General features: G+C 57.5%; 15 protein-coding genes and 2 pseudogenes. 11 read left to right on the plus strand and 6 right to left on the minus strand.

Going from position 1 to position 19,100, the window contains the following annotated elements:
• The first annotated feature begins 62 nt into the window (after window positions 1-62).
• On the plus strand, window positions 63-3,581 hold the full coding sequence (gene dnaE, locus ON14_RS00925; RefSeq protein ID WP_010202346.1) for a DNA polymerase III subunit alpha: 3,519 nt from the start codon (window positions 63-65) through the stop codon (window positions 3,579-3,581).
• 61 nt (window positions 3,582-3,642) lie between these two features.
• Here the strand turns inward: dnaE and ON14_RS00930 are convergent, their stop codons facing one another.
• Window positions 3,643-4,146: a flavin reductase family protein gene (locus tag ON14_RS00930; RefSeq protein WP_010202347.1), complete on the minus strand. Its 504-nt coding sequence runs from the start codon at window positions 4,144-4,146 to the stop codon at window positions 3,643-3,645.
• A gap of 69 nt (window positions 4,147-4,215) precedes the next feature.
• Between ON14_RS00930 and hisD the strand changes: the two genes are divergently transcribed.
• From hisD to ON14_RS00945, 3 genes are read left to right on the plus strand one after another with little or no spacing between them, the layout of a single operon-like run.
• Window positions 4,216-5,529, plus strand: coding sequence for a histidinol dehydrogenase (hisD, locus tag ON14_RS00935; RefSeq protein ID WP_010202349.1), 1,314 nt, complete (start codon window positions 4,216-4,218; stop codon window positions 5,527-5,529).
• 20 nt (window positions 5,530-5,549) lie between these two features.
• A complete protein-coding gene (gene nrdR, locus ON14_RS00940; RefSeq protein ID WP_026037447.1) occupies window positions 5,550-6,008 on the plus strand; it encodes a transcriptional regulator NrdR in 459 nt (152 codons plus the stop codon).
• Window positions 6,009-6,058: 50 nt separating this feature from the next.
• Complete coding sequence (locus tag ON14_RS00945; RefSeq protein WP_010202352.1) at window positions 6,059-7,093, plus strand: quinone-dependent dihydroorotate dehydrogenase; 1,035 nt, start codon at window positions 6,059-6,061, stop codon at window positions 7,091-7,093.
• 27 nt (window positions 7,094-7,120) lie between these two features.
• Here the strand turns inward: ON14_RS00945 and ON14_RS00950 are convergent, their stop codons facing one another.
• Window positions 7,121-7,699 (minus strand): DUF3043 domain-containing protein, encoded by a 579-nt coding sequence (locus ON14_RS00950; protein WP_010202355.1) that lies wholly within the window; start codon window positions 7,697-7,699, stop codon window positions 7,121-7,123.
• A 38-nt stretch (window positions 7,700-7,737) separates the two neighbouring features.
• On the opposite strand from ON14_RS00950, the gene ON14_RS00955 reads away from it, so the two are divergent.
• The 6 genes from ON14_RS00955 to ON14_RS00980 all read left to right on the plus strand — a co-directional run bounded on the left by ON14_RS00955 (window position 7,738) and on the right by ON14_RS00980 (window position 13,058).
• Window positions 7,738-9,156, plus strand: a complete 1,419-nt coding sequence (locus ON14_RS00955; RefSeq protein ID WP_010202356.1) for a dipeptidase — start codon at window positions 7,738-7,740, stop codon at window positions 9,154-9,156.
• 9 nt (window positions 9,157-9,165) lie between these two features.
• Window positions 9,166-9,522 (plus strand): HesB/IscA family protein, encoded by a 357-nt coding sequence (locus ON14_RS00960; protein WP_010202357.1) that lies wholly within the window; start codon window positions 9,166-9,168, stop codon window positions 9,520-9,522.
• A gap of 137 nt (window positions 9,523-9,659) precedes the next feature.
• A complete protein-coding gene (gene ctaC, locus ON14_RS00965; RefSeq protein ID WP_026037448.1) occupies window positions 9,660-10,517 on the plus strand; it encodes an aa3-type cytochrome oxidase subunit II in 858 nt (285 codons plus the stop codon).
• A 5-nt stretch (window positions 10,518-10,522) separates the two neighbouring features.
• Window positions 10,523-12,202, plus strand: a complete 1,680-nt coding sequence (gene ctaD / locus ON14_RS00970; protein ID WP_010202361.1) for an aa3-type cytochrome oxidase subunit I — start codon at window positions 10,523-10,525, stop codon at window positions 12,200-12,202.
• A gap of 3 nt (window positions 12,203-12,205) precedes the next feature.
• Complete coding sequence (locus ON14_RS00975) at window positions 12,206-12,628, plus strand: cytochrome c oxidase subunit 4 (protein WP_010202363.1); 423 nt, start codon at window positions 12,206-12,208, stop codon at window positions 12,626-12,628.
• Window positions 12,597-13,058: a GNAT family N-acetyltransferase gene (locus ON14_RS00980; protein ID WP_202800881.1), complete on the plus strand. Its 462-nt coding sequence runs from the start codon at window positions 12,597-12,599 to the stop codon at window positions 13,056-13,058. The genes ON14_RS00975 and ON14_RS00980 overlap by 32 nt, the downstream gene beginning before the upstream one ends.
• Before the next feature lie 711 nt (window positions 13,059-13,769).
• Here the strand turns inward: ON14_RS00980 and qcrB are convergent.
• The 4 genes and pseudogenes from qcrB to ctaE form a co-directional block, all read right to left on the minus strand.
• A pseudogene (qcrB, locus tag ON14_RS00985) lies at window positions 13,770-15,385 on the minus strand (cytochrome bc1 complex cytochrome b subunit).
• Window positions 15,382-16,458, minus strand: coding sequence for a cytochrome bc1 complex Rieske iron-sulfur subunit (gene qcrA / locus ON14_RS00990; protein ID WP_010202365.1), 1,077 nt, complete (start codon window positions 16,456-16,458; stop codon window positions 15,382-15,384). The pseudogene qcrB and the gene qcrA overlap by 4 nt, the downstream one beginning before the upstream one ends.
• A 39-nt stretch (window positions 16,459-16,497) precedes the next feature.
• Window positions 16,498-17,310 (minus strand): cytochrome bc1 complex diheme cytochrome c subunit, encoded by an 813-nt coding sequence (gene qcrC, locus ON14_RS00995; protein ID WP_010202368.1) that lies wholly within the window; start codon window positions 17,308-17,310, stop codon window positions 16,498-16,500.
• Window positions 17,311-17,327: 17 nt separating this feature from the next.
• Window positions 17,328-17,962 (minus strand): annotated as a pseudogene (ctaE, locus tag ON14_RS01000) (aa3-type cytochrome oxidase subunit III).
• A gap of 77 nt (window positions 17,963-18,039) precedes the next feature.
• Here ctaE and trpD point away from each other — a divergent pair.
• Complete coding sequence (trpD, locus tag ON14_RS01005; RefSeq protein WP_010202375.1) at window positions 18,040-19,095, plus strand: anthranilate phosphoribosyltransferase; 1,056 nt, start codon at window positions 18,040-18,042, stop codon at window positions 19,093-19,095.
• Window positions 19,096-19,100 lie beyond the last annotated feature (5 nt).

Below are 19,100 nucleotides of genomic sequence, written 5' to 3' on the forward strand. Positions count from 1 at the left end.
GTCAATTAGAGTCTGTTTGAGGTGCTGGCTTAGGCTGGATTTCGAAAGAATTCGGGGTTTCTGTGGCTGCTAATAACGACTCATTTGTGCACTTGCACGTTCACAGCGAGTATTCGATGCTCGATGGTGCAGCGCGCGTCGGGCCGCTGCTCGACGCGGCGGTCGAACAGGGTATGCCAGCGATTGCGATCACTGACCACGGCAATATGTTCGGTGCTTACGACTTCTGGCAGTCAGCAACAGCCCGGGGAATTAAGCCGATCATTGGCACCGAGGCTTACATAACCCCCGGCACCGCACGCGGTGATAAGACGCGCGTGCGCTGGGGCGGCAGCCATCAGACTCGGGACGACGTCGGTGGTAGTGGTGCGTATACCCACATGACATTGCTCTCTCAAAACAATGAGGGAATGCACAACCTCTTTCGCCTGTCATCCAAGGCATCAATTGAGGGATTTTACTTCAAGCCCCGCATGGATCGTGAGCTTCTTAGCCAGTATTCCAAAGGAATTATTGCGACCACTGGGTGCGTTGGTGGTGAGGTTCAAACTAAGCTCCGCCTCGGACTTTATGACGAGGCACGCCAAGCGGCAGCCGACTTCCAAGACATCTTTGGAAAAGAGAACTTCTTTGCCGAGATAATGGATCACGGCATTGATATCGAACGCCGCACGATCCTTGATCTCATTAAGCTTGCCAAAGAGCTTGATATGCCTCTCCTGGCGACGAACGACTTGCACTACACGCACTCCCACGATGCGACTGCCCATGCCGCGCTACTGTGCGTGCAATCGGCGTCAACCCTCGATGACCCGAACCGTTTCAAGTTCGACTCGAACGAGTTTTACCTCAAATCAGCAGCAGAAATGCGCTCGTTGTTCCGCGAGCATCCTGAGGCGTGCGACAACACGCTCCTGATTGCTGAGCGTTGCGAAGTCAACTTTGAGGGCCGCGACCTCATGCCACGCTTCCCGGTCCCTGAAGGGGAAACTGAAGCGACCTGGTTCGAAAAAGAGGTCGCTCGGGGAATGAACAAACGCTTCAATGACGCGCCATCCGACGCGCACCTAGCTCAGGCTAAGTATGAGGTCGACGTAATCCAGCAGATGGGATTCCCCGGCTACTTCCTCGTTGTGGCCGACTTTATTGAGTGGGCAAAAGCGCAGGGAATTCGTGTCGGTCCTGGCCGTGGTTCAGCTGCGGGCTCAATGGCCTCGTATGCGGTCGGCATCACTGAACTCGATCCTCTAGCGCACGGTCTCATCTTTGAGCGGTTCTTGAACCCGGAACGTGTCTCGATGCCTGACGTCGATGTCGACTTCGATGATCGGCGACGGGGCGAAGTTATCCGCTATGTCACCGACAAGTACGGTGACGACCGCGTTGCCCAAATCGTCACGTATGGAACTATCAAGGCAAAGCAAGCCCTCAAGGACTCGGCTCGAGTGCTTGGCATGCCTTACTCGGTGGGGGAGAAGCTCACGAAGGCGATGCCGCCCGCCATCATGGGTAAGGACATTTCGCTTCACGATGTACGAAACAAAGATGCACCGCGATACAAAGAGGCGGCTGATATCCGCGGGATCGTCGATACCGATGCTGAAGCAGCCAAGGTCTTTGACACCGCTGTGGGGCTTGAAGGTCTGAAGCGTCAGTGGGGTGTGCACGCGGCTGGAGTCGTTCTCTCTGCTGAGCCACTTCTCGATGTGCTGCCGATTATGCGTCGAGAAGATGACGGCGCCATCATCACTCAGTTCGATCAGCCACCGCTGGAGAGCCTCGGCCTGATCAAGATGGACTTCCTGGGGTTGCGAAACCTCACCGTCATCGAAGATGCCCTCACGATGATCAAGGCGAATACTGGCACCCCGCTTGTTATCGAGGACCTCGATCTGGATGCTGACCAGGCGACCTATGACTTACTCGCCCGTGGTGACACCTTGGGCGTTTTCCAGCTTGATGGCGGGCCAATGCGTGCCCTCCTGAAGCAGTTGAAACCGACAAACTTCGAGGACATCTCCGCCGTCATCGCGCTGTATCGTCCGGGCCCCATGGGCATGAACTCGCACACCAAATACGCGCTGCGCAAGAACGGCTTGGAAGAGATCGACGCGATCCACCCCGAGCTTGAAGAGCCCCTCAAAGACATCCTTGGCACAACATTCGGTCTGATCGTGTACCAAGAGCAAGTGATGTCAGTGGCTCAAAAAGTCGCAGGGTTCACGCTCGGGCAAGCAGACGTTCTCCGTCGCGCCATGGGTAAGAAGAAGAAGGAAGAGCTAGACAAGCAATTCATCGGCTTCGAGACCGGCATGCTCGACAACGGCTTCAGCAAAGAAGCCGTCAAGGTGCTGTGGGAAACGCTGATGCCGTTCGCCGACTACGCCTTCAACAAGGCGCACAGCGCTGGCTATGGCGTGCTGAGCTACTGGACCGCCTACCTCAAAGCAAACTACCCGGCCGAATATATGGCTGCGCTTCTGACCAGCGTCGGCGACTCAAAAGACAAACTCGGAATGTATCTGAGCGAGTGTCGTCGCATGGGTATCAAAGTGTTGGCACCCGATGTCAACGAATCGACAGTTAACTTCACCGCCGTCTCCGGCGACATCCGATTCGGCCTTGGAGCTGTTCGAAACGTCGGTGCAGCGGTAGTCGAGCAGATCGTTCGCGCGCGCACCGAACAGGGCCGCTTTGAGTCGTTCCACGATTACTTGCGCAAAGTATCCATTCAAGTGGCGAACAAGCGCACGGTCGAATCACTTATCAAATCTGGTGCGTTCGACTCTCTCGGTGCGACCCGGCGCGGTCTTCTGGAAATCCACGAAGATGCGTGTGACTCTGCCGTTAGCCTCAAACGCAACGAAGCAAATGGACAGGTCGATCTATTCGGTGGCATCTTCGACTTCAACGAAGAAGAAGACGGTGTTCCCGAGCGCCCAGAGTGGTCTAAACGCGACAAACTAGCTTTCGAGCGAGAGATGTTGGGCCTCTACGTCTCTGATCATCCACTCTCCGGTCTCGAAATTCAGCTAGCCAAGCATCAGGATGCGACCATCACCGAGGTGCTTTCGGGAGACGTGGTTGCTGATGGCGATCATGTATCGATCGCGGGGCTCGTCACGAGCGTTCAACACCGAGTTGCGCGCAACAGCGGCAACCAATACGGAATCGTCACTGTCGAGGACTTCGGCGGCGAGATCAGTGTCATGTTCTTGGGAAAGACTTATCAAGAGTTTGCGCCTGGCCTTGTCAACGACTCGATCGTTGTCGTTCGTGGGCGCGCGAGTGCTCGTGACGATGGTATGAATCTGCATGCCGTCAGTATGTTCTCGCCAGAGCTAGGCCCCAGTCTGGGTTCGGGCCCGATCGTCGTATCGATTAATGATCAACGAGCCACAACCGATGTGGTGTCGGGTCTCGGCGATGTGCTCATCCGGCATGCTGGCAACGTAGAAGTGCGTTTGAAGCTTGTGCGAGGAGACATCGCGCGAGTTTTCGAAGTGCCGTACCGGGTTAAAGTGTCAGCGGATCTCTATGGCGAGCTCAAGACTCTTCTCGGCCCTGGCTGCCTAGGGTAACCAATTGAGCGGGCGGTCGGTCGAGGTTTTGGTCGGCGCCCGAGTCTAGGGCCGACGTCGGCTAGTCGTCGAGGGTGCTCGGACGCATGTAGGCACGCTCGTGGTACAGCAGAGCCTCGTCTTCATCGCCCAAGATGCCGCGGTCGATGTGGACCACTATTACGGCATTGTTATGCACAGTATGGACATCAATTATGTGCCCGACCGCGATGGCGGTTGCGCCTTCTAGAAGCGGAAGTCCCGTTTCGTCGGCGTGCCAGTGGTCTCCGACAAAGCGAAGGTCGTGATCGGCGGCCATGCGTTCTGCCAAGTGGCGACTGCGCGGCCCCAACATGTGAATCGCCACGTTGTTGCCTACGGTGATGGCGGGCCACGAGCTCGAAACCTGAGCCATGTTGAACGTGGCCAGTGGGGGAACCGCGGCAAGCGAAGCTAACGATGTGGCGGTGAAACCCACCGGATGACCGTCGGGCGCTAGCGAAGTGACGACTGCCACCCCCGCTGCATGGCGCCTAAATGCGCTCTTGAAAGCGTCTGTTCCGTCTGTTGCTGCTGAATTATCCATATCTCCTCATTTCAAGCCTAAGCTGCGCGTAAGAATTCCCCAGACAGAACGAACTAACATGGTGGAGTCATGTCGCTGAATACAATCGATCTCCGCGCCGCTACTTTGAGCCGTGCTGAGCTATCCCGTGTCATCCCTCGTGCCGAAATGGATGTGTCCGTCGCTTCTGCCGCGGCGATTCAACTCATCGATGATGTGCGGGAGCGAGGCGAACAAGCACTTCTTGACCAAGCGGAGCGGCTTGACCGGGTTCGACCCGACCGAGTGCGTATTCATGCCGATGAGATTACGCGCGCTACTCGGGCACTCGAGCCCGCGGTGCGAGAAGCACTTGAACTCGCGATCGATCGCGTTCGTACGGCGAGTAAGGCCCAAGTGCCGCCTCCAGTGATGACTCAACTCGGTGATGGCGCGGAGATTGTGCAGCGCTGGCAGCCGGTCAACCGAGTGGGGCTCTATGTTCCTGGCGGCAAAGCCGTCTACCCGTCTAGCGTGATCATGAATGTCGTACCGGCCCAGATCGCCGGTGTTTCGTCGGTGGCTCTGGCCTCGCCTCCCCAGCGCAATTTCGGGGGAGCGGTGCATCCAACGATCCTTGGAGCCGCAGGCCTTCTCGGCGTTGACGAGGTATACGCCATGGGAGGCGCCGGCGCCATTGGTGCTTTCGCCTACGGAATTCCCGATCTCGGTCTTGATCCTGTTGACATCATCACCGGTCCCGGAAACGTTTATGTTGCCGCAGCCAAGCGCGCAGTCCGCGGTATCGTCGGAATCGACTCCGAGGCCGGGCCAACCGAAATCCTCATCATTGCGGATGCAGCAGCGAACCCTCGATTGGTCGCTGCCGACCTGTTGAGTCAAGCCGAACACGACGAGCTCGCGGCTGCAGTTTTGGTGACCGACTCAGAAGAACTAGCTGATGCTGTGCGTATTGAGCTCGCCGAGCAGCTTGCAGCGACGCCTCATTCAGCGCGTGCAGGTATTGCGCTCGCTGGTCAGCAGTCTGCGATTGTGCTGGTGGGCGACATGGCCGCCGCGGCCGCTCTGAGCAACGCCTATGGCCCCGAGCACCTAGAGATTCAGAGCGAAGAGCCAGGCACTGTCATGGACATGATTGACAATGCTGGCGCAATTTTTCTTGGTTCTCAGTCACCGGTGAGTCTCGGCGACTATCTCGCCGGCTCCAATCATGTTCTTCCCACGGGTGGTCAGTCGCGCTTCTCGTCGGGGCTTGGCGCGTACACGTTCCTGAGGCCACAGCAAGTCATTCGCTACAGTCACGATGCCCTGCGCGCTTTAGAGCCGCACATCGTCGCGCTGAGCGCTGCAGAGGATCTTCCGGCGCACGGCGCGGCTGTGAGTGCACGTTTCACCGATCGCTAACCGGGTACGCTTGACAAACTATGTATTGCCCCTTTTGCAGGCATCCCGATAGCAGGGTTGTCGATTCCCGCACGAGCGATGACGGTCTTTCGATTCGTCGTCGTCGTCAATGCCCCGAGTGTGGGCGACGATTCTCGACCACCGAAACTGCGTCGCTCAACGTAATCAAACGCAATGGCGTCGTTGAGTCCTTCAGCCGTGAGAAAATCGTGAGTGGTGTGCGAAAAGCGTGCCAGGGGCGACCCGTTACCGACACGGATCTTGCAGTGCTCGCTCAGAAGGTTGAAGAGGCAATTCGCGCCACAGGTGCTGCCCAGATCGACGCAAATGAAATCGGCTTGGCTATTCTTTCGCCGCTGCGAGATCTCGATGAGGTCGCGTATTTGCGATTTGCCAGCGTCTATCAAGCATTCGACTCACTTGACGATTTTGACTCGGCTATCACCCAGCTCCGTTTGGATCACGGCACCACCTCCTAATCAGACCACGTTGTTGAACACTTCTTCTATCGCTGAGAGCACCGTCGCCTATGTATCCATTTTTCTTTCGCACTGTTCTCAAGCGACTAGATCCTGAGTTCGCTCACTCGTTGGCGTTTTCGGTGATTCGAGCGCTTCCCGCGATCGGGATCGGCCGAATGTTGCGCCGCGAACCCGACCCGCTATTGCGCGTCGAGACGCTGGGTCTTAGCTTTGATTCTCCGTTCGGCGTGGCCGCCGGATTCGATAAATCAGGAGTAGGCATCCAAGGACTGTGGCAATTGGGTTTCAGCCATGTTGAGGTCGGAACGATCACCGCGCTTCCGCAGCCAGGCAATCCGAAACCTCGACTCTTTCGGTTGGTTGCCGACCATGGCGTCATCAACCGCATGGGTTTCAACAATGCAGGTGCCGTAAAAGCGGCTGCGGTAATCCAGCGCGCACGCCGCCGAAGCGAGCGGCCGGTGATCGGTATCAATATCGGAAAGTCCCGCGTTGTGGCCGTCGAGAATGCGGTTGCGGACTATCTGACGAGCGCTCGCGCGCTTGCTCCTCTCGCCGACTACCTCGTGGTGAACGTGAGTTCGCCAAATACCCCGGGGCTCCGTGGATTGCAAGAGATCGACATGCTGAAGCCGCTGCTCACCGCAGTGAAGGCGGCAGCAGGTGACACCCCGGTATTGGTGAAGATTGCGCCAGACGTCTCCGATGACGAAGCGCAGGCAATCGCTCGACTAGCGGTAGGCGAGCTTGACGGCATTATCGCGACAAATACGACGCTCTCACGCGAGGGGTTGGCAACCGCGCCAGAGATTGTTGAGGCGGCGGGAGCCGGTGGAGTGTCCGGAAGACCCGTCGCGGCGCGGTCGTTGGAACTATTGCGCATCATCCGAGCCGTCGTTCCGCCCGAGTTCTGCGTGATCTCCGTCGGTGGGGTGGAGACTGCTGACGACGTAGCCCAGCGACTCCGAGAAGGGGCAACTCTGGTTCAGGGCTACACCGGCTTTATCTATCGCGGGCCATTCTGGGCTCGATCGATAAACCGCAAGCTTGCGCAGATCCTTCGCGCAGAGCGAGCGGTTTAGAGATCGCACAGTTCGAGACGCAGCGAGCTAGTGGGGGAACTGTCCGCGCTTTACCTGCGGTTTGGGCAGTCGCATAATACGCAACTGGAGCGATCGCATCGCTGCGTACCAACGAACCTTCTCGGCATGCGACTCGCCAAACTTCTCGACAATCTTGCGGCGAACACGTAGCCCGAGCAAGATGGCATCAATCGCTGCGATAAAGAAGAATCCCCACAGTGCGAATAGTCCGAAGACCTGCAACTCTGGTTGGGGGATGACGGTCAAGATAATGACGATAAACATCGCGGGAACCAGTAGCTCTCCGACGCTAAAGCGGGCATCAACGTAGTCGCGAACGTAGCGCTTCTGCGGCCCACGGTCTCGTATAGGCAGAAACTTTTCTTCGCCATTTGCCATGCCGACACGGGCACGCTCTCGCTCGCCCTGCATTTGGGTGCGGGCTTGGCGGCGAGCTTCTTTGCGGTCGTTGGAAACGAGCGGGCGCAGATTCGCGGCTTCGCGCTCTTTACGTGTCGGGGTAGGGCGACCCTTTCCCGTGACGCTTTCGTGGTCGGCCGAGGAATCGGGAGTTGGGTTTTTGTCGTTCGAAGATGCTTTTGCCACTGAGTTCCTTGCGTTGATGTCGATCTAAGATTACCCGTATGACTCACACGCCGCAGCCGACCTCCGCGTCGAACACTCTTGATCCTTTGCTCGACTCGCTTTCCGAAGCTGTTGATGCCGCGATGCCGGCAACAATTGCGGAGTTGTCAACGCTAGTTCGTATCCCCTCTGTCTCGTGGGATGGCTTCGATCCTGAGCACGTTCACCGCAGCGCCGAGACGGCCAAAGCGATGATCGAGGGCATCGGTGTCTTTGACAGCGTCGAACTTGCTCGGGCGCCGATCGACGGGACAACGCTGGGGCATCCGGCCGTTCTGGCGACGCGCAAGGCCAAAAACGGGAAGCCAACGATCCTTCTTTATGCACACCATGACGTACAGCCTCCCGGCCAGGATGCAGATTGGGATTCGCCGCCATTCGAGCCCACCGTGCGAGGCGACCGTCTTTATGGTCGGGGTGCTGCGGATGACAAAGCGGGCATCATGGCGCATGTTGCTGCAATCCGCGCGTTCGTCGCGACCGTTGGTGAAGATTTCGATCTCGGCCTTGTTGCCTTTTTTGAGGGCGAAGAAGAATTCGGTTCGCGTTCTTTTGCCAACTTCATCACCGAGAACCGCGAGAAGCTTGCTGCCGACGTGATTGTCGTGGCCGACTCCGACAATTGGGATATCACTACCCCGTCACTGACGGTTGGATTGCGCGGCAACGTGACATTCAAGTTGAAGGTATCGACACTCGCCCACGCGTCACACTCTGGCATGTTCGGGGGAGCGGTTCCGGATGCAATGCTCGCGACGATTAAGCTCCTCGCAACCCTGCACGATGAAAATGGCGCGGTTGCCGTCGAGGGCCTCACCAGCCGCGACGGGCAGACGCCGGAGTACAGCGAAGAGAAGCTTCGACATGAAGCAGGATTGCTCGACGGTGTTTCCTCGGTGGGCACGGGCAGCGTGCTCAGCCGCCTATGGGATAAGCCAGCGATAACGATCACGGGAATCGACGCGCCGAGCGTCATGAACGCATCCAATACGCTATCGCCAGCGGTGACAGTGAAGCTCAGCGCGCGAATCGCTCCAGGTCAAGACCCTGATGACGCATTCGAAGCGCTGCGATCTCATCTTGAGGCGAATGCGCCCTTCGGCGCTCATCTCGAGATCTCGGATGTCGATCGCGGCAGCCCTTTCTTGGTCGACACCAGTGGCTGGGCTGTTGAAGTCGTCAAGACTGCAATGCAGGAGGCGTGGGGCAACGAACCCCTCGAGACCGGAATTGGCGGCTCGATTCCGTTCATTTCTGATCTCGTTGAGGTGTTCCCCGAAGCGCAAATTCTGGTGACCGGAGTGGAAGATCCGGAGTCGCGAGCACATAGCCCCAACGAGTCTCTGCACCTCGGAGTCTTCAAGCGCGCCATCCTCACGGAGGCGTTGCTGCTCGCAAAGTTGGAGCGTCGGGCGTAGAATTGCTGCATGACTGAATCCGCTGTTGAAACTGCCACCCACGGGGTCGCGCTCACGGAGGCTGCCTCGAACAAGGTTCGTAGCCTCATGTCGCAAGAAGGTCGTGATGACCTGCGTTTGCGTTTGGCTGTGCAGCCGGGCGGATGCTCGGGACTCATTTACCAGCTCTATTTCGATGAGCGCACTCTCGATGGCGATGTCAGCCGTGACTTCGGTGACGGTGTCGAGGTCGTTGTCGATAAAATGAGTGTTCCGTACCTTGATGGCGCGAGCATTGACTTTGAAGACACGATCGAGAAGCAGGGCTTCACTATCGACAACCCGAATGCGGAGGGTAGCTGCGCCTGCGGCGACAGCTTCAACTAATTTCGCGGCAATTTTTTGAGAAGGTGCGCCCAATTGGTGCACCTTTTCGCTTGTGTGGGGCGAGCCGGTAATCCTTACCCCCGCTAGCTCCATATAGACTGGAAAGGTATTAGTCCGTGTTCTTCGAGAGGTCTCAGGTGCGCTCCAACCGCCGAAATCGATGGGCAGCAATCCCCATCGCTCTGGTTACAACGCTGGTGTTGGCCGGGTGTACCCAAGATCAGCTTCAGGGTTACTTGCCTGGTAGTCCCGATACCACCAACCACACGAGTAGCATCATCGGACTGTGGGTGACGTCGTGGATCGTTCTTCTGATCGTGGGTGTCATCACGTGGGGCCTCATCATCTGGGCTGCCGTTGTGTACCGTCGCCGTCGGGGCCAGACCGGACTCCCGGTTCAGCTTCGCTACAACATGCCGATCGAGATCTTCTACACGGTTGTGCCGCTGATCCTGGTAATCGGTTTCTTTGCGTTCACCGCTCGTGACCAGGCAGCGATTGAAAAGGTCGAGGTTAACCCCGACGTTTCCATCGAAGTCATTGGCAAGCGTTGGGCTTGGGATTTCAACTACACAGACGACAACGTGTATAGCCCCGGCGTTCAGGCTGACTTCAACCCCGATGGCACAATCAATGTAGATTCATTGCCGCAATTGGTTCTGCCTGTCGACAAGAAGGTCGAAATCAAGATTGAATCTCGTGACGTAATTCATTCCTTCTGGGTGGTCGACTTCTTGTACAAGAAGGACATGATCCCTGGCAAGAGCAACTACATGTACTTCATCCCAACCAAGGAAGGCACCTACCAAGGTAAGTGCGCTGAGCTCTGCGGCGAGTACCACTCGCTCATGCTCTTCACGGTCAAGGTCGTCTCCGAGACGGAGTATGAGGACTACATCGAAGCCCAGCGCTCAGCAGGCTACGAGGGTCAGCTCGGTCTTGATTACAACGTGAACCAAAATTTGCCCGGCAACGGCAGTAGCGACGAGGAATAGGGCTCATGAGCGTCGAACATAAGGGCAACGTCTTGGTGAATTGGGTCACCTCGACTGACCACAAAACCATCGGGTACATGTACCTGATCACTTCCTTCTTCTACTTCCTTCTTGGTGGTGTGATGGCGTTAGTCATCCGGGCTCAGTTGTTTGAGCCTGGCTTGTCTGTCGTTGCTACCGGTGAGCAGTACAACCAGTTGTTCACGATGCACGGCACGATCATGTTGCTCATGTTCGCGACGCCGCTATTCGCAGGTTTTGCAAACGTTTTGATGCCACTGCAAATTGGTGCACCAGACGTGGCATTCCCGCGATTGAACGCTTTCGCTTACTGGCTCTATAGCTTCGGGTCGCTGATCGCGGTCGCTGGCTTCCTTACCCCGCAGGGTGCCGCATCGTTCGGTTGGTTCGCCTACGCACCGCTCTCCAGCACCACGTTCTCGCCCGGAATCGGTGGAAACCTCTGGGTATTCGGGCTCGCGATGAGCGGTTTCGGAACTATCCTTGGTGCGGTCAACTTCATCACGACCATCATCACGATGCGTGCGCCGGGAATGACCATGTTCCGCATGCCAATCTTCACGTGGAACACGTTGGTCACCTCGTTGCTGATCCTCATGGCCTTCCCCGTTCTTGCTGCAGCCATGTTCGGTCTCGGCATGGACCGAGTCGCGGGTGGTCATATATACGATCCCGCGAACGGGGGCGTGATTCTTTGGCAACACCTGTTCTGGTTCTTCGGACACCCCGAGGTCTACATCATCGCGCTTCCGTTCTTCGGAATTGTCTCCGAGGTGTTCCCGGTCTTTAGCCGCAAGCCGATCTTCGGCTATACCACTCTGATCTACGCGACGATTTCGATCGCTGCGTTGTCAGTGACGGTCTGGGCACACCACATGTACGTGACGGGTTCGGTTCTCTTGCCGTTCTTCTCGCTCATGACAATGTTGATCGCGGTGCCGACAGGGGTGAAGATCTTCAACTGGGTCGGTACTCTGTGGCGAGGCTCAATTACCTTTGAAACTCCCATGTTGTGGGCGCTCGGCTTCCTGGTCACTTTCACGTTCGGTGGCCTCACCGGTGTCATTCTCGCTAGCCCGCCGCTCGACTTCCATGTTTCGGACACTTACTTCGTTGTGGCTCACTTCCACTACGTAGTCTTCGGAACCGTCGTCTTTGCAATGTTCAGCGGCTTCTACTTCTGGTGGCCCAAGTGGACAGGAAAGATGCTCAATGAGCGTCTCGGAAAGATCCACTTCTGGTTGCTCTTCATCGGCTTCCACACCACGTTCCTTATCCAGCACTGGGCCGGCGTTGTCGCTCTGCCCCGTCGTTACCGCACCTATCTCGAAGAAGATGGAGTGACGTGGATGAACCAGGTATCTACAATTGGTGCCTTCATCTTGGCGGTATCGATGATTCCGTTCCTGTACAACGTGTACGTCACGGCGCGCAAGGCACCGAAGGTGACCGTTGATGACCCTTGGGGCTATGGACGCTCGCTGGAGTGGGCTACAAGCTGCCCGCCGCCGCGCCACAACTTCACGTCGATTCCGCGTATCCGTTCAGAATCTCCTGCCTTCGACTTGAACCATCCCGAGGCGGGAATTCCCGTGGGCATCGGCCCAGGCAAGGATGCCCCGGAGGCACCCGTTTATGATCTCGCAGATGAGAAGGTGAAGTAGTCCATGAATGCGAACGTCAAGCTCTATTGGATACTTACCGTATTCTTCCTCTTCCTCTCCGGCCTCTACACAGTGTGGTCGCTTCTCGACCAAGCACATCAGCGCGTTGAATGGGCGGGAACCATTGCGCTGCTCCTCAGCGGGTTGCTTTGGGCCCTCATCGCGTTCTACCTCGGTAAGGTACACAGCGCACAAGGTGCCGAGCTCGCAGAAGATCGTGCCGACGCCAACATCGAAGACGGTGATGCCGAACAAGGTCATTTCAGCCCGTGGAGCTGGTGGCCGATCATTCTTGCCGGCGCTACATCGTTGATTTTCCTCGGAGTTGCAATCGGTTTCTGGATCGCTTTCATTGGCCTCGGCCTGCTCATCGTTAGCCTCGTAGGGTGGACGTATGAGTACTACCGCGGTTACTTCGCACGCTAAGTCCGTGCAGATTCGTTCCGCTACAGCTGCAGACGCGGGCTCAGTCTTTGAGTTGCTCAAGCAGTTGGGCACTGAATACGCGCCCGATCGTGCGGCATTTGGCGCCACTTTCGAGCATGCTGTCGATGACAAGGCGACCACCCTCATGTTGGTCGCGGAGCAGCCTGAAGCTGGGGTAGTTGGATACGCCTTCGCAACCATTGCCCACCTTCTCCATACCAATGGAAGTTCGGCCCAGCTGCAGGAGCTTGTAGTCGACAGCACGGTGCAGAGTTCCGGCATCGGCACGCGTCTAGTTGAGGCGGTCGAGGCGGTATGTCTCGAGCGCGGCGTGCGTCAGCTCACGGTTCCCAGTCGCGGCTCGGCAGATTTCTTCGAGCGTATCGGCTACCGCTCGACGGCTGACTTTCTTAAGCGCGTTTTCGAGTAGAAAAGTTGCCAGAGACCGTTGCGTTCCAGCAGAGGGCGTAGGTCTACTCGCGTCAGTAACAAACCTAAAGGGGCTACCGCCTGCCAGGGTTGCTCTCTTGATTCAGCTGCAGCGAGCTGTGCTCCGATGTAGGCACAACGCTTCGTGCCTTCGTGCCTTCGTCAGAAGCGGCCCCGGTAGTGAGTCGAAGTCGGTGCTTGGATGGATCCCAGAAGTAGACCCCACGGCCACCTTCGGGTCGATTTCACCCGACCAAGTCAGCCCACGGTCAAAGTCGTGGTTCCTGAGCTGCAAATTCGTGTGCTCGAAATGTTCGTTATCGACGACAAACGAATAGCGCTGTCTCGGTACCGTTACCGGTGGGTGGACGAATTGCGGCGTTACCGATCGCTATGCACGATGGCAATAAAAGGCCCCAGCACGGAGCCCAATTGGCTTCACGTGCGGCATTCGAGAGCGGCGCTATCGAGCGAGGCAATGACGGTGTGGTGAGCAGGTTATCATCATGACGCGATAGTACGCTCACGACTTTCGTGGGTAGATGCTCTGTCGTTGGACCGGTTCGGTGACGCTGTGCTTGATCGTTCCCGGCTGGCTGCAGCGTTGAAGGCCGCGCACGGCTACGCATGCGGCTTTCTTGCGTCTGTTAACGACAGTGGGCCCCGACAGACGGTGTCTGTCAGGGCCTACTGTTACATAGTGCGGAATGAGCTAGTGGTGCTCATCCTTCGACTGTTCGATTTCGCGCTGTGAAACAGGAGCGATGCGGTCTTCGAAGAACCACTGAGAGACAGCTGCTCGCAACCGCTGGCCGTTGGAGATCTTTCCATCGGCATTTGGCGTGATCTGGAGCGGCTTGTAGTCGGTGTAGTTGACGAGCTTCCAACGCTCGTACTCATCAAGCTGCTCGTGAACTTCGATGTATTCTCCGTGTGGCAAGCGCACGATCCGACCGGACTCGTAGCCGTGGAGCGCAATCTCGCGATCCTTCTTCTGCAGGCCGATGCAGACGCGCTTGGTAATGAAGTACGCGATGATCGGTCCGAAGATGAGCAGGGCTTGACAGGAGTGAATAACCCCTTCGATAGACAGCTTGAAATGCGTCGCTATCAAGTCAGAACTGGCTGCGGCCCAGAGGACCGCGTAGAAGGTTACGCCTGCTGCACCAACTGCGGTGCGGGTCGGAGCATTGCGAGGGCGGTCAGCGATGTGGTGCTCACGCTTGTCGCCGGTGATCCATGCCTCAATGAAGGGGTAGAAGGCAACGATCGCGATGAAGAGCCCCAAGATCACCAGCGGCGCAATGATGTTGAACGACCAGGTGAAACCGAACCATTCGGTCTCCCACCCGGGCGGAACAAGTCGCAGGGCGCCGTCGGCGAATCCGATGTACCAGTCAGGTTGAGTACCTGCTGAAACAGGGAGGGGTCGTACGGTCCATAGACCCATACCGGGTTGATCGAGAACGTCGATGCGATCAAGGTGATGACGCCGAAGACGATGAAGAAGAATCCACCAGCCTTCGCTGCGAAGCCAGGCATGACCGGTGAACCGACGACATTGTCGTTGGTGTGGCCCGGGCCAGCAAACTGCGTGTGCTTGTTGATTACCAACAACAGCATGTGAACGCCGAGCGCGGCAATAATAATCGCCGGCAGCAGCATAATGTGCAGAATGTAAAGGCGGCTGACGATGTCAACTCCCGGGAACTCTCCACCAAATAGCAGGTACGAGATCCACGTTCCGATGACCGGAATACCCTTGACCATTCCGTCGATGATGCGCAGTCCGTTACCGGAGAGCAGGTCATCGGGGAGCGAGTAACCGGTGAAGCCTTCAGCCATCGCGAGGATGAAGAGCACGAATCCAATGAACCAGTTGATTTCACGCGGCTTGCGGAACGCGCCAGTGAAGTACACACGGAGCATGTGCAGACCGATGGATGCCACGAACAGGAGCGCCGCCCAGTGGTGCACCTGGCGCATGAGGAGTCCGCCGCGGATGTCGAAGGAGATGTCGAGCGTCGACGCCATCGCGGCCGACATCTCAATACCCTTCAACGGCGCGTAAGAGCCGTCGTAGTGCACTTCGACCATTGATGCCTGGAAGAAGAACGTAAGGAACGTTCCCGAGAGCAGGATGACGATGAAGCTGTAAAGAGCGACCTCGCCGAGCATGAATGACCAGTGGTCCGGGAAGATCTTGCGACCCACCTCTTTGACGAGCCCTGAGATGCTGGTGCGCTCGTCAATGTAGTTCGCAGCAGCTGAGGTGAAGCGCTGTCCGCGCGACTTCGACTGTGCGTCTGGGGTTTGTGTGGTTGTCATAGCTGGCGCTCCCAGAAGCTTGGTCCGATTGGCTCCATGAAGTCGCTCGTTGCGATGAGGTAGCCCTCGGAGTCGACCGAAATCGGCAATTGAGGAAGTGGACGTTTTGCTGGTCCGAAGATCACGGCTGCTTCACGCTTGATGTCAAACTGCGACTGGTGGCAGGGGCACAGCAGGTGATGTGTTTGCTGCTCATAAAGAGCAACCGGGCATCCGACGTGGGTGCAAATTTTGGAGTAGGCGACGATTCCGTCGTAGCTCCAGTTTTCGCGGCCCTCTGAGATCTCGAGCTCTTCTGGCTTGAGACGAACGAGGAGTACAGCTGCCTTCGCCTTCTCCTCGATGCGGTGCTCAGAATCATTGATGCCATCAGGAATCACTTGGAATGCTGAGCCCAGCGTGAGGTCTGATGCCTTGATGGGTGTGCCGCTGGGGTCGCGGGTGAGGCGCATGCCCGGCTCCCAGAAGGTGTGCTTGAGCAGCTTTACCGGGTCATCGGCGGGAGCCAAGTCGCGGAACAGCACGATTGCAGGCAACGGAGTCACGACGAGGGCGCCGATGAGCGTGTTGCGCAACATGGTGCGACGGCCGAAACCAGACTCCTTGTTGCCAAGAGTGAACACCTCAAGGGCTTTCGCGCGTGTCTCTTCGCTACCGCGTGTGCTGTGGCGCTGTTCAACGAGATCGTGACCCTCCATGAGAGCCTTCGACCAGTGAACGGCACCGATACCGATTCCCAGAAGCCCGAGCGTGATGCCGAGACCGAGGAACAGCGTGTTATTGCGCACCGAGTCCATGTCTCCCGGAATGATCGGGAAAACAATGTACGCGGCAACAGCCAGCACGCTTCCAATGATGGAAACAAAGAACAGAGCAGAAACGCGACGCTCCTGCTGCTTGTCGACCTTGGGGTCGAGATCCGTCACGCGTGGGCGGTACGGCGGGAACCCTGGGTTGGGTACCTCTTCGCTCGCGACGACAGCGGTACCTGCATCGTATGCAGGTGCGCTGTGCTGCGCGACGTCCTTACCCGCAGCCTTGCTGCCGGCGGTGTCGCCGTGGTCGTCTGCCATTCTTATCCCTTCAACCGTCCGCTGTGTAGCGGCCGCTAACTAGTTTGACTTAGCCGTGAGCCAGACCGTGATTGCCACGATCGCGCCGAGACCAAAAATCCAAATGAACAGGCCCTCAGATACCGGACCGAGTGATCCGAGAGTGAATCCACCGACGGAAGGCGTCTCATCGAGGTACTTGAGGTACGTGATGATGTCGGCCTTTTCCTCGGGAGAGAGGTTGGTGTCGTTGAATACAGGCATGTTCTGTGGACCGGTGAGCATTGCCTCGTAGGCGTGCTTCGGAGTCACGTCGGCCAGTGAAGGAGCAAACTTGCCTTCGGTGAGAGCTCCACCAGCACCAGCGACGTTGTGGCACATTGCGCAGTTGATGCGGAATAGCTCGGCGCCGTTCGAGACGTCATAGCCTTTGCCCGTGAGATACATGTCAGCAGGGATTGCCGGACCGGGGCCCTGAGCAGCAACGAAGACTGACAGCGCCAGGATTTGTTCTTCTGTGAACTGAACAGGCTTTTTTTCCGCTTGCGGGCCAGAGATTGCGAGTGGCATACGACCGGTGCCAACCTGGAAGTCGGTCGCAGCTGCACCAACACCGATGAGCGTTGGTCCCTGAGTGGTGCCCTCAAGGTCAAGACCGTGGCAGGTTGCACAGTTTGCCGCGAAAAGTTTGCCGCCCTCTTCAACAAGCGCTTCAGCCGAGGCGCTCGTTTCTGCGGTAGCACTGGAGGTAAAGAGCGCATAGGCGCCTCCCGTGCCCACCAGAGCGACGAGCAGCAGGGCTACGGTCGCAAGGGGGTGACGTCGGCCCACAGCTCGAGAGTTGCGAGATGCGCGGGCTGCCGATGTGGCCATTACTTTATTTCCGTTTCTCATTTGAGTACGTAGATGATGAGGAAGAGGCCGATCCAGACCACGTCGACGAAGTGCCAGTAGTAAGAGACAACGATTGCCGTTGTCGCTTCTTTGTGGCCGAATTTCTTGACAGCGAAACCGCGACCGAGCACGAGCAGGAAGGCGATGAGACCGCCGGCCACGTGGAGACCGTGGAATCCGGTAGTGATGTAGAAGGCCGAGCCGTAGGAATCACTCGAGAGACTCACGTGCTCGGAGACGAGCGTTGCGTACTCGAAGACTTGCCGGTAACGAACACGGCGCCCATGGCGTAAGTGAGGAAGAACCACTCAGTCATTCCCCATTTGCGCATGTCGAAAAGCTTGCCGGTGCGATGTACTTGCATGCGCTCGGCGGCGAAGACTCCAAACTGGCACGTCACCGACGACAACACGAGGATGATCGTGATCGTGGTCGCGAACGGCACGTTGAGCTTCTCTGTTTGCTCCGCCCATAGTCCAGGCGAAGTCGACTTCAAGGTGAAGTAAATAGCAAAGAGGCCAGCGAAGAACATCACCTCGCTTCCGAGCCAGACAATGGTTCCGACCGCAACAGTGTTCGGTCGTTGGACAGACTGGGCTCCGAGCGAGCGATTGAGGGCAGCTGTGGTCACCTCTCTATTATGGCTGATATCTCGGAGTTCGTTTTTCCATCCCCGGCCAGTCGCGCTGCATCGTTAGGATTTCCTTTATGGCATCTACGCAAACTTGGCCCGAAATTCTCACTTCGCTCGTTTCCGGCAACGATTTATCAATAAGTCAAGCCGAATGGGCAATGAAGTCGGTGATGAATGGAGAATCTACTTCGGCGCAGCTTGCGGCCATGCTTATCGCGTTGCGGATCAAAGGTGAGACAGTCGATGAAATCGTGGGTTTCCGGGATGCTGCGCTAGCTAGTGCCGTGCCCTTGCCAGTAGATCCCATGGCTCTCGACATCGTGGGGACCGGGGGAGACCCCTACGGCGCAGTACTAAATATCTCGTCAGTAGCGTCCATCATTGCGGCGGCGGATGATGTGCCGGTGGTTAAACACGGCAATAGGGGGGCCAGTAGCAAGAGCGGAGCATCCGATGTTCTGAGTTCTCTCGGGTTGAATCTCGACCTCACTCCCGAACGGGTCGCTGAGGTGCTCCGCGAGGTCGGCATAACTTTTGTCTATGCGGCACTTTTTCACCCGGGCTTCGCGCACGCTGGACCGACCCGGCGCGAACTCGGAATTCCCACCCTCTTCAATATTCTTGGCCCGTTATGCAACCCGGCGCGACCTCAGGCATCAGCCGTGGGCGTGGGAAGTCGTGAGCGCGTCAGTTTGCTCGTCGGAGTATTCCAGACGCGTGGAGCAACAGCCCTCGTGTATCGCGGAGACGACGGAATCGACAAACTCACGACTACCGGTCACAGTCACGTCTGGGAAGTGTCGCGGGGATTCGTGACGGAACACGACCTTGACCCGCTGGAGCTGGGGATTCCGCGCGCGCCGATCGAGGCGCTGCTGGGCAAGGATCCCGAATACAACGCAAACGTCATCCGTTCTGTTCTCGCCGGTGAAAAAACGCCGGCGCGTGACGTTGTGCTGCTCAACGCTGCGGCAGGAATGGCATCGTTCAGCCTGGCGCAGGATCACGAACAGAGCCAGCGACCCCTATTGGCGCGTCTTCGGGAACAACTCGACCGGGCAGAAGACTTGGTAGATTCTGGACGGGCGAGTGCGAAGCTCGAAGAATGGGTCGCGGCGACTAATCGCTGACCCTG

Source organism: Salinibacterium sp. PAMC 21357 (assembly GCF_000247645.1).
In the GTDB taxonomy this organism is placed as follows: domain Bacteria; phylum Actinomycetota; class Actinomycetes; order Actinomycetales; family Microbacteriaceae; genus Rhodoglobus.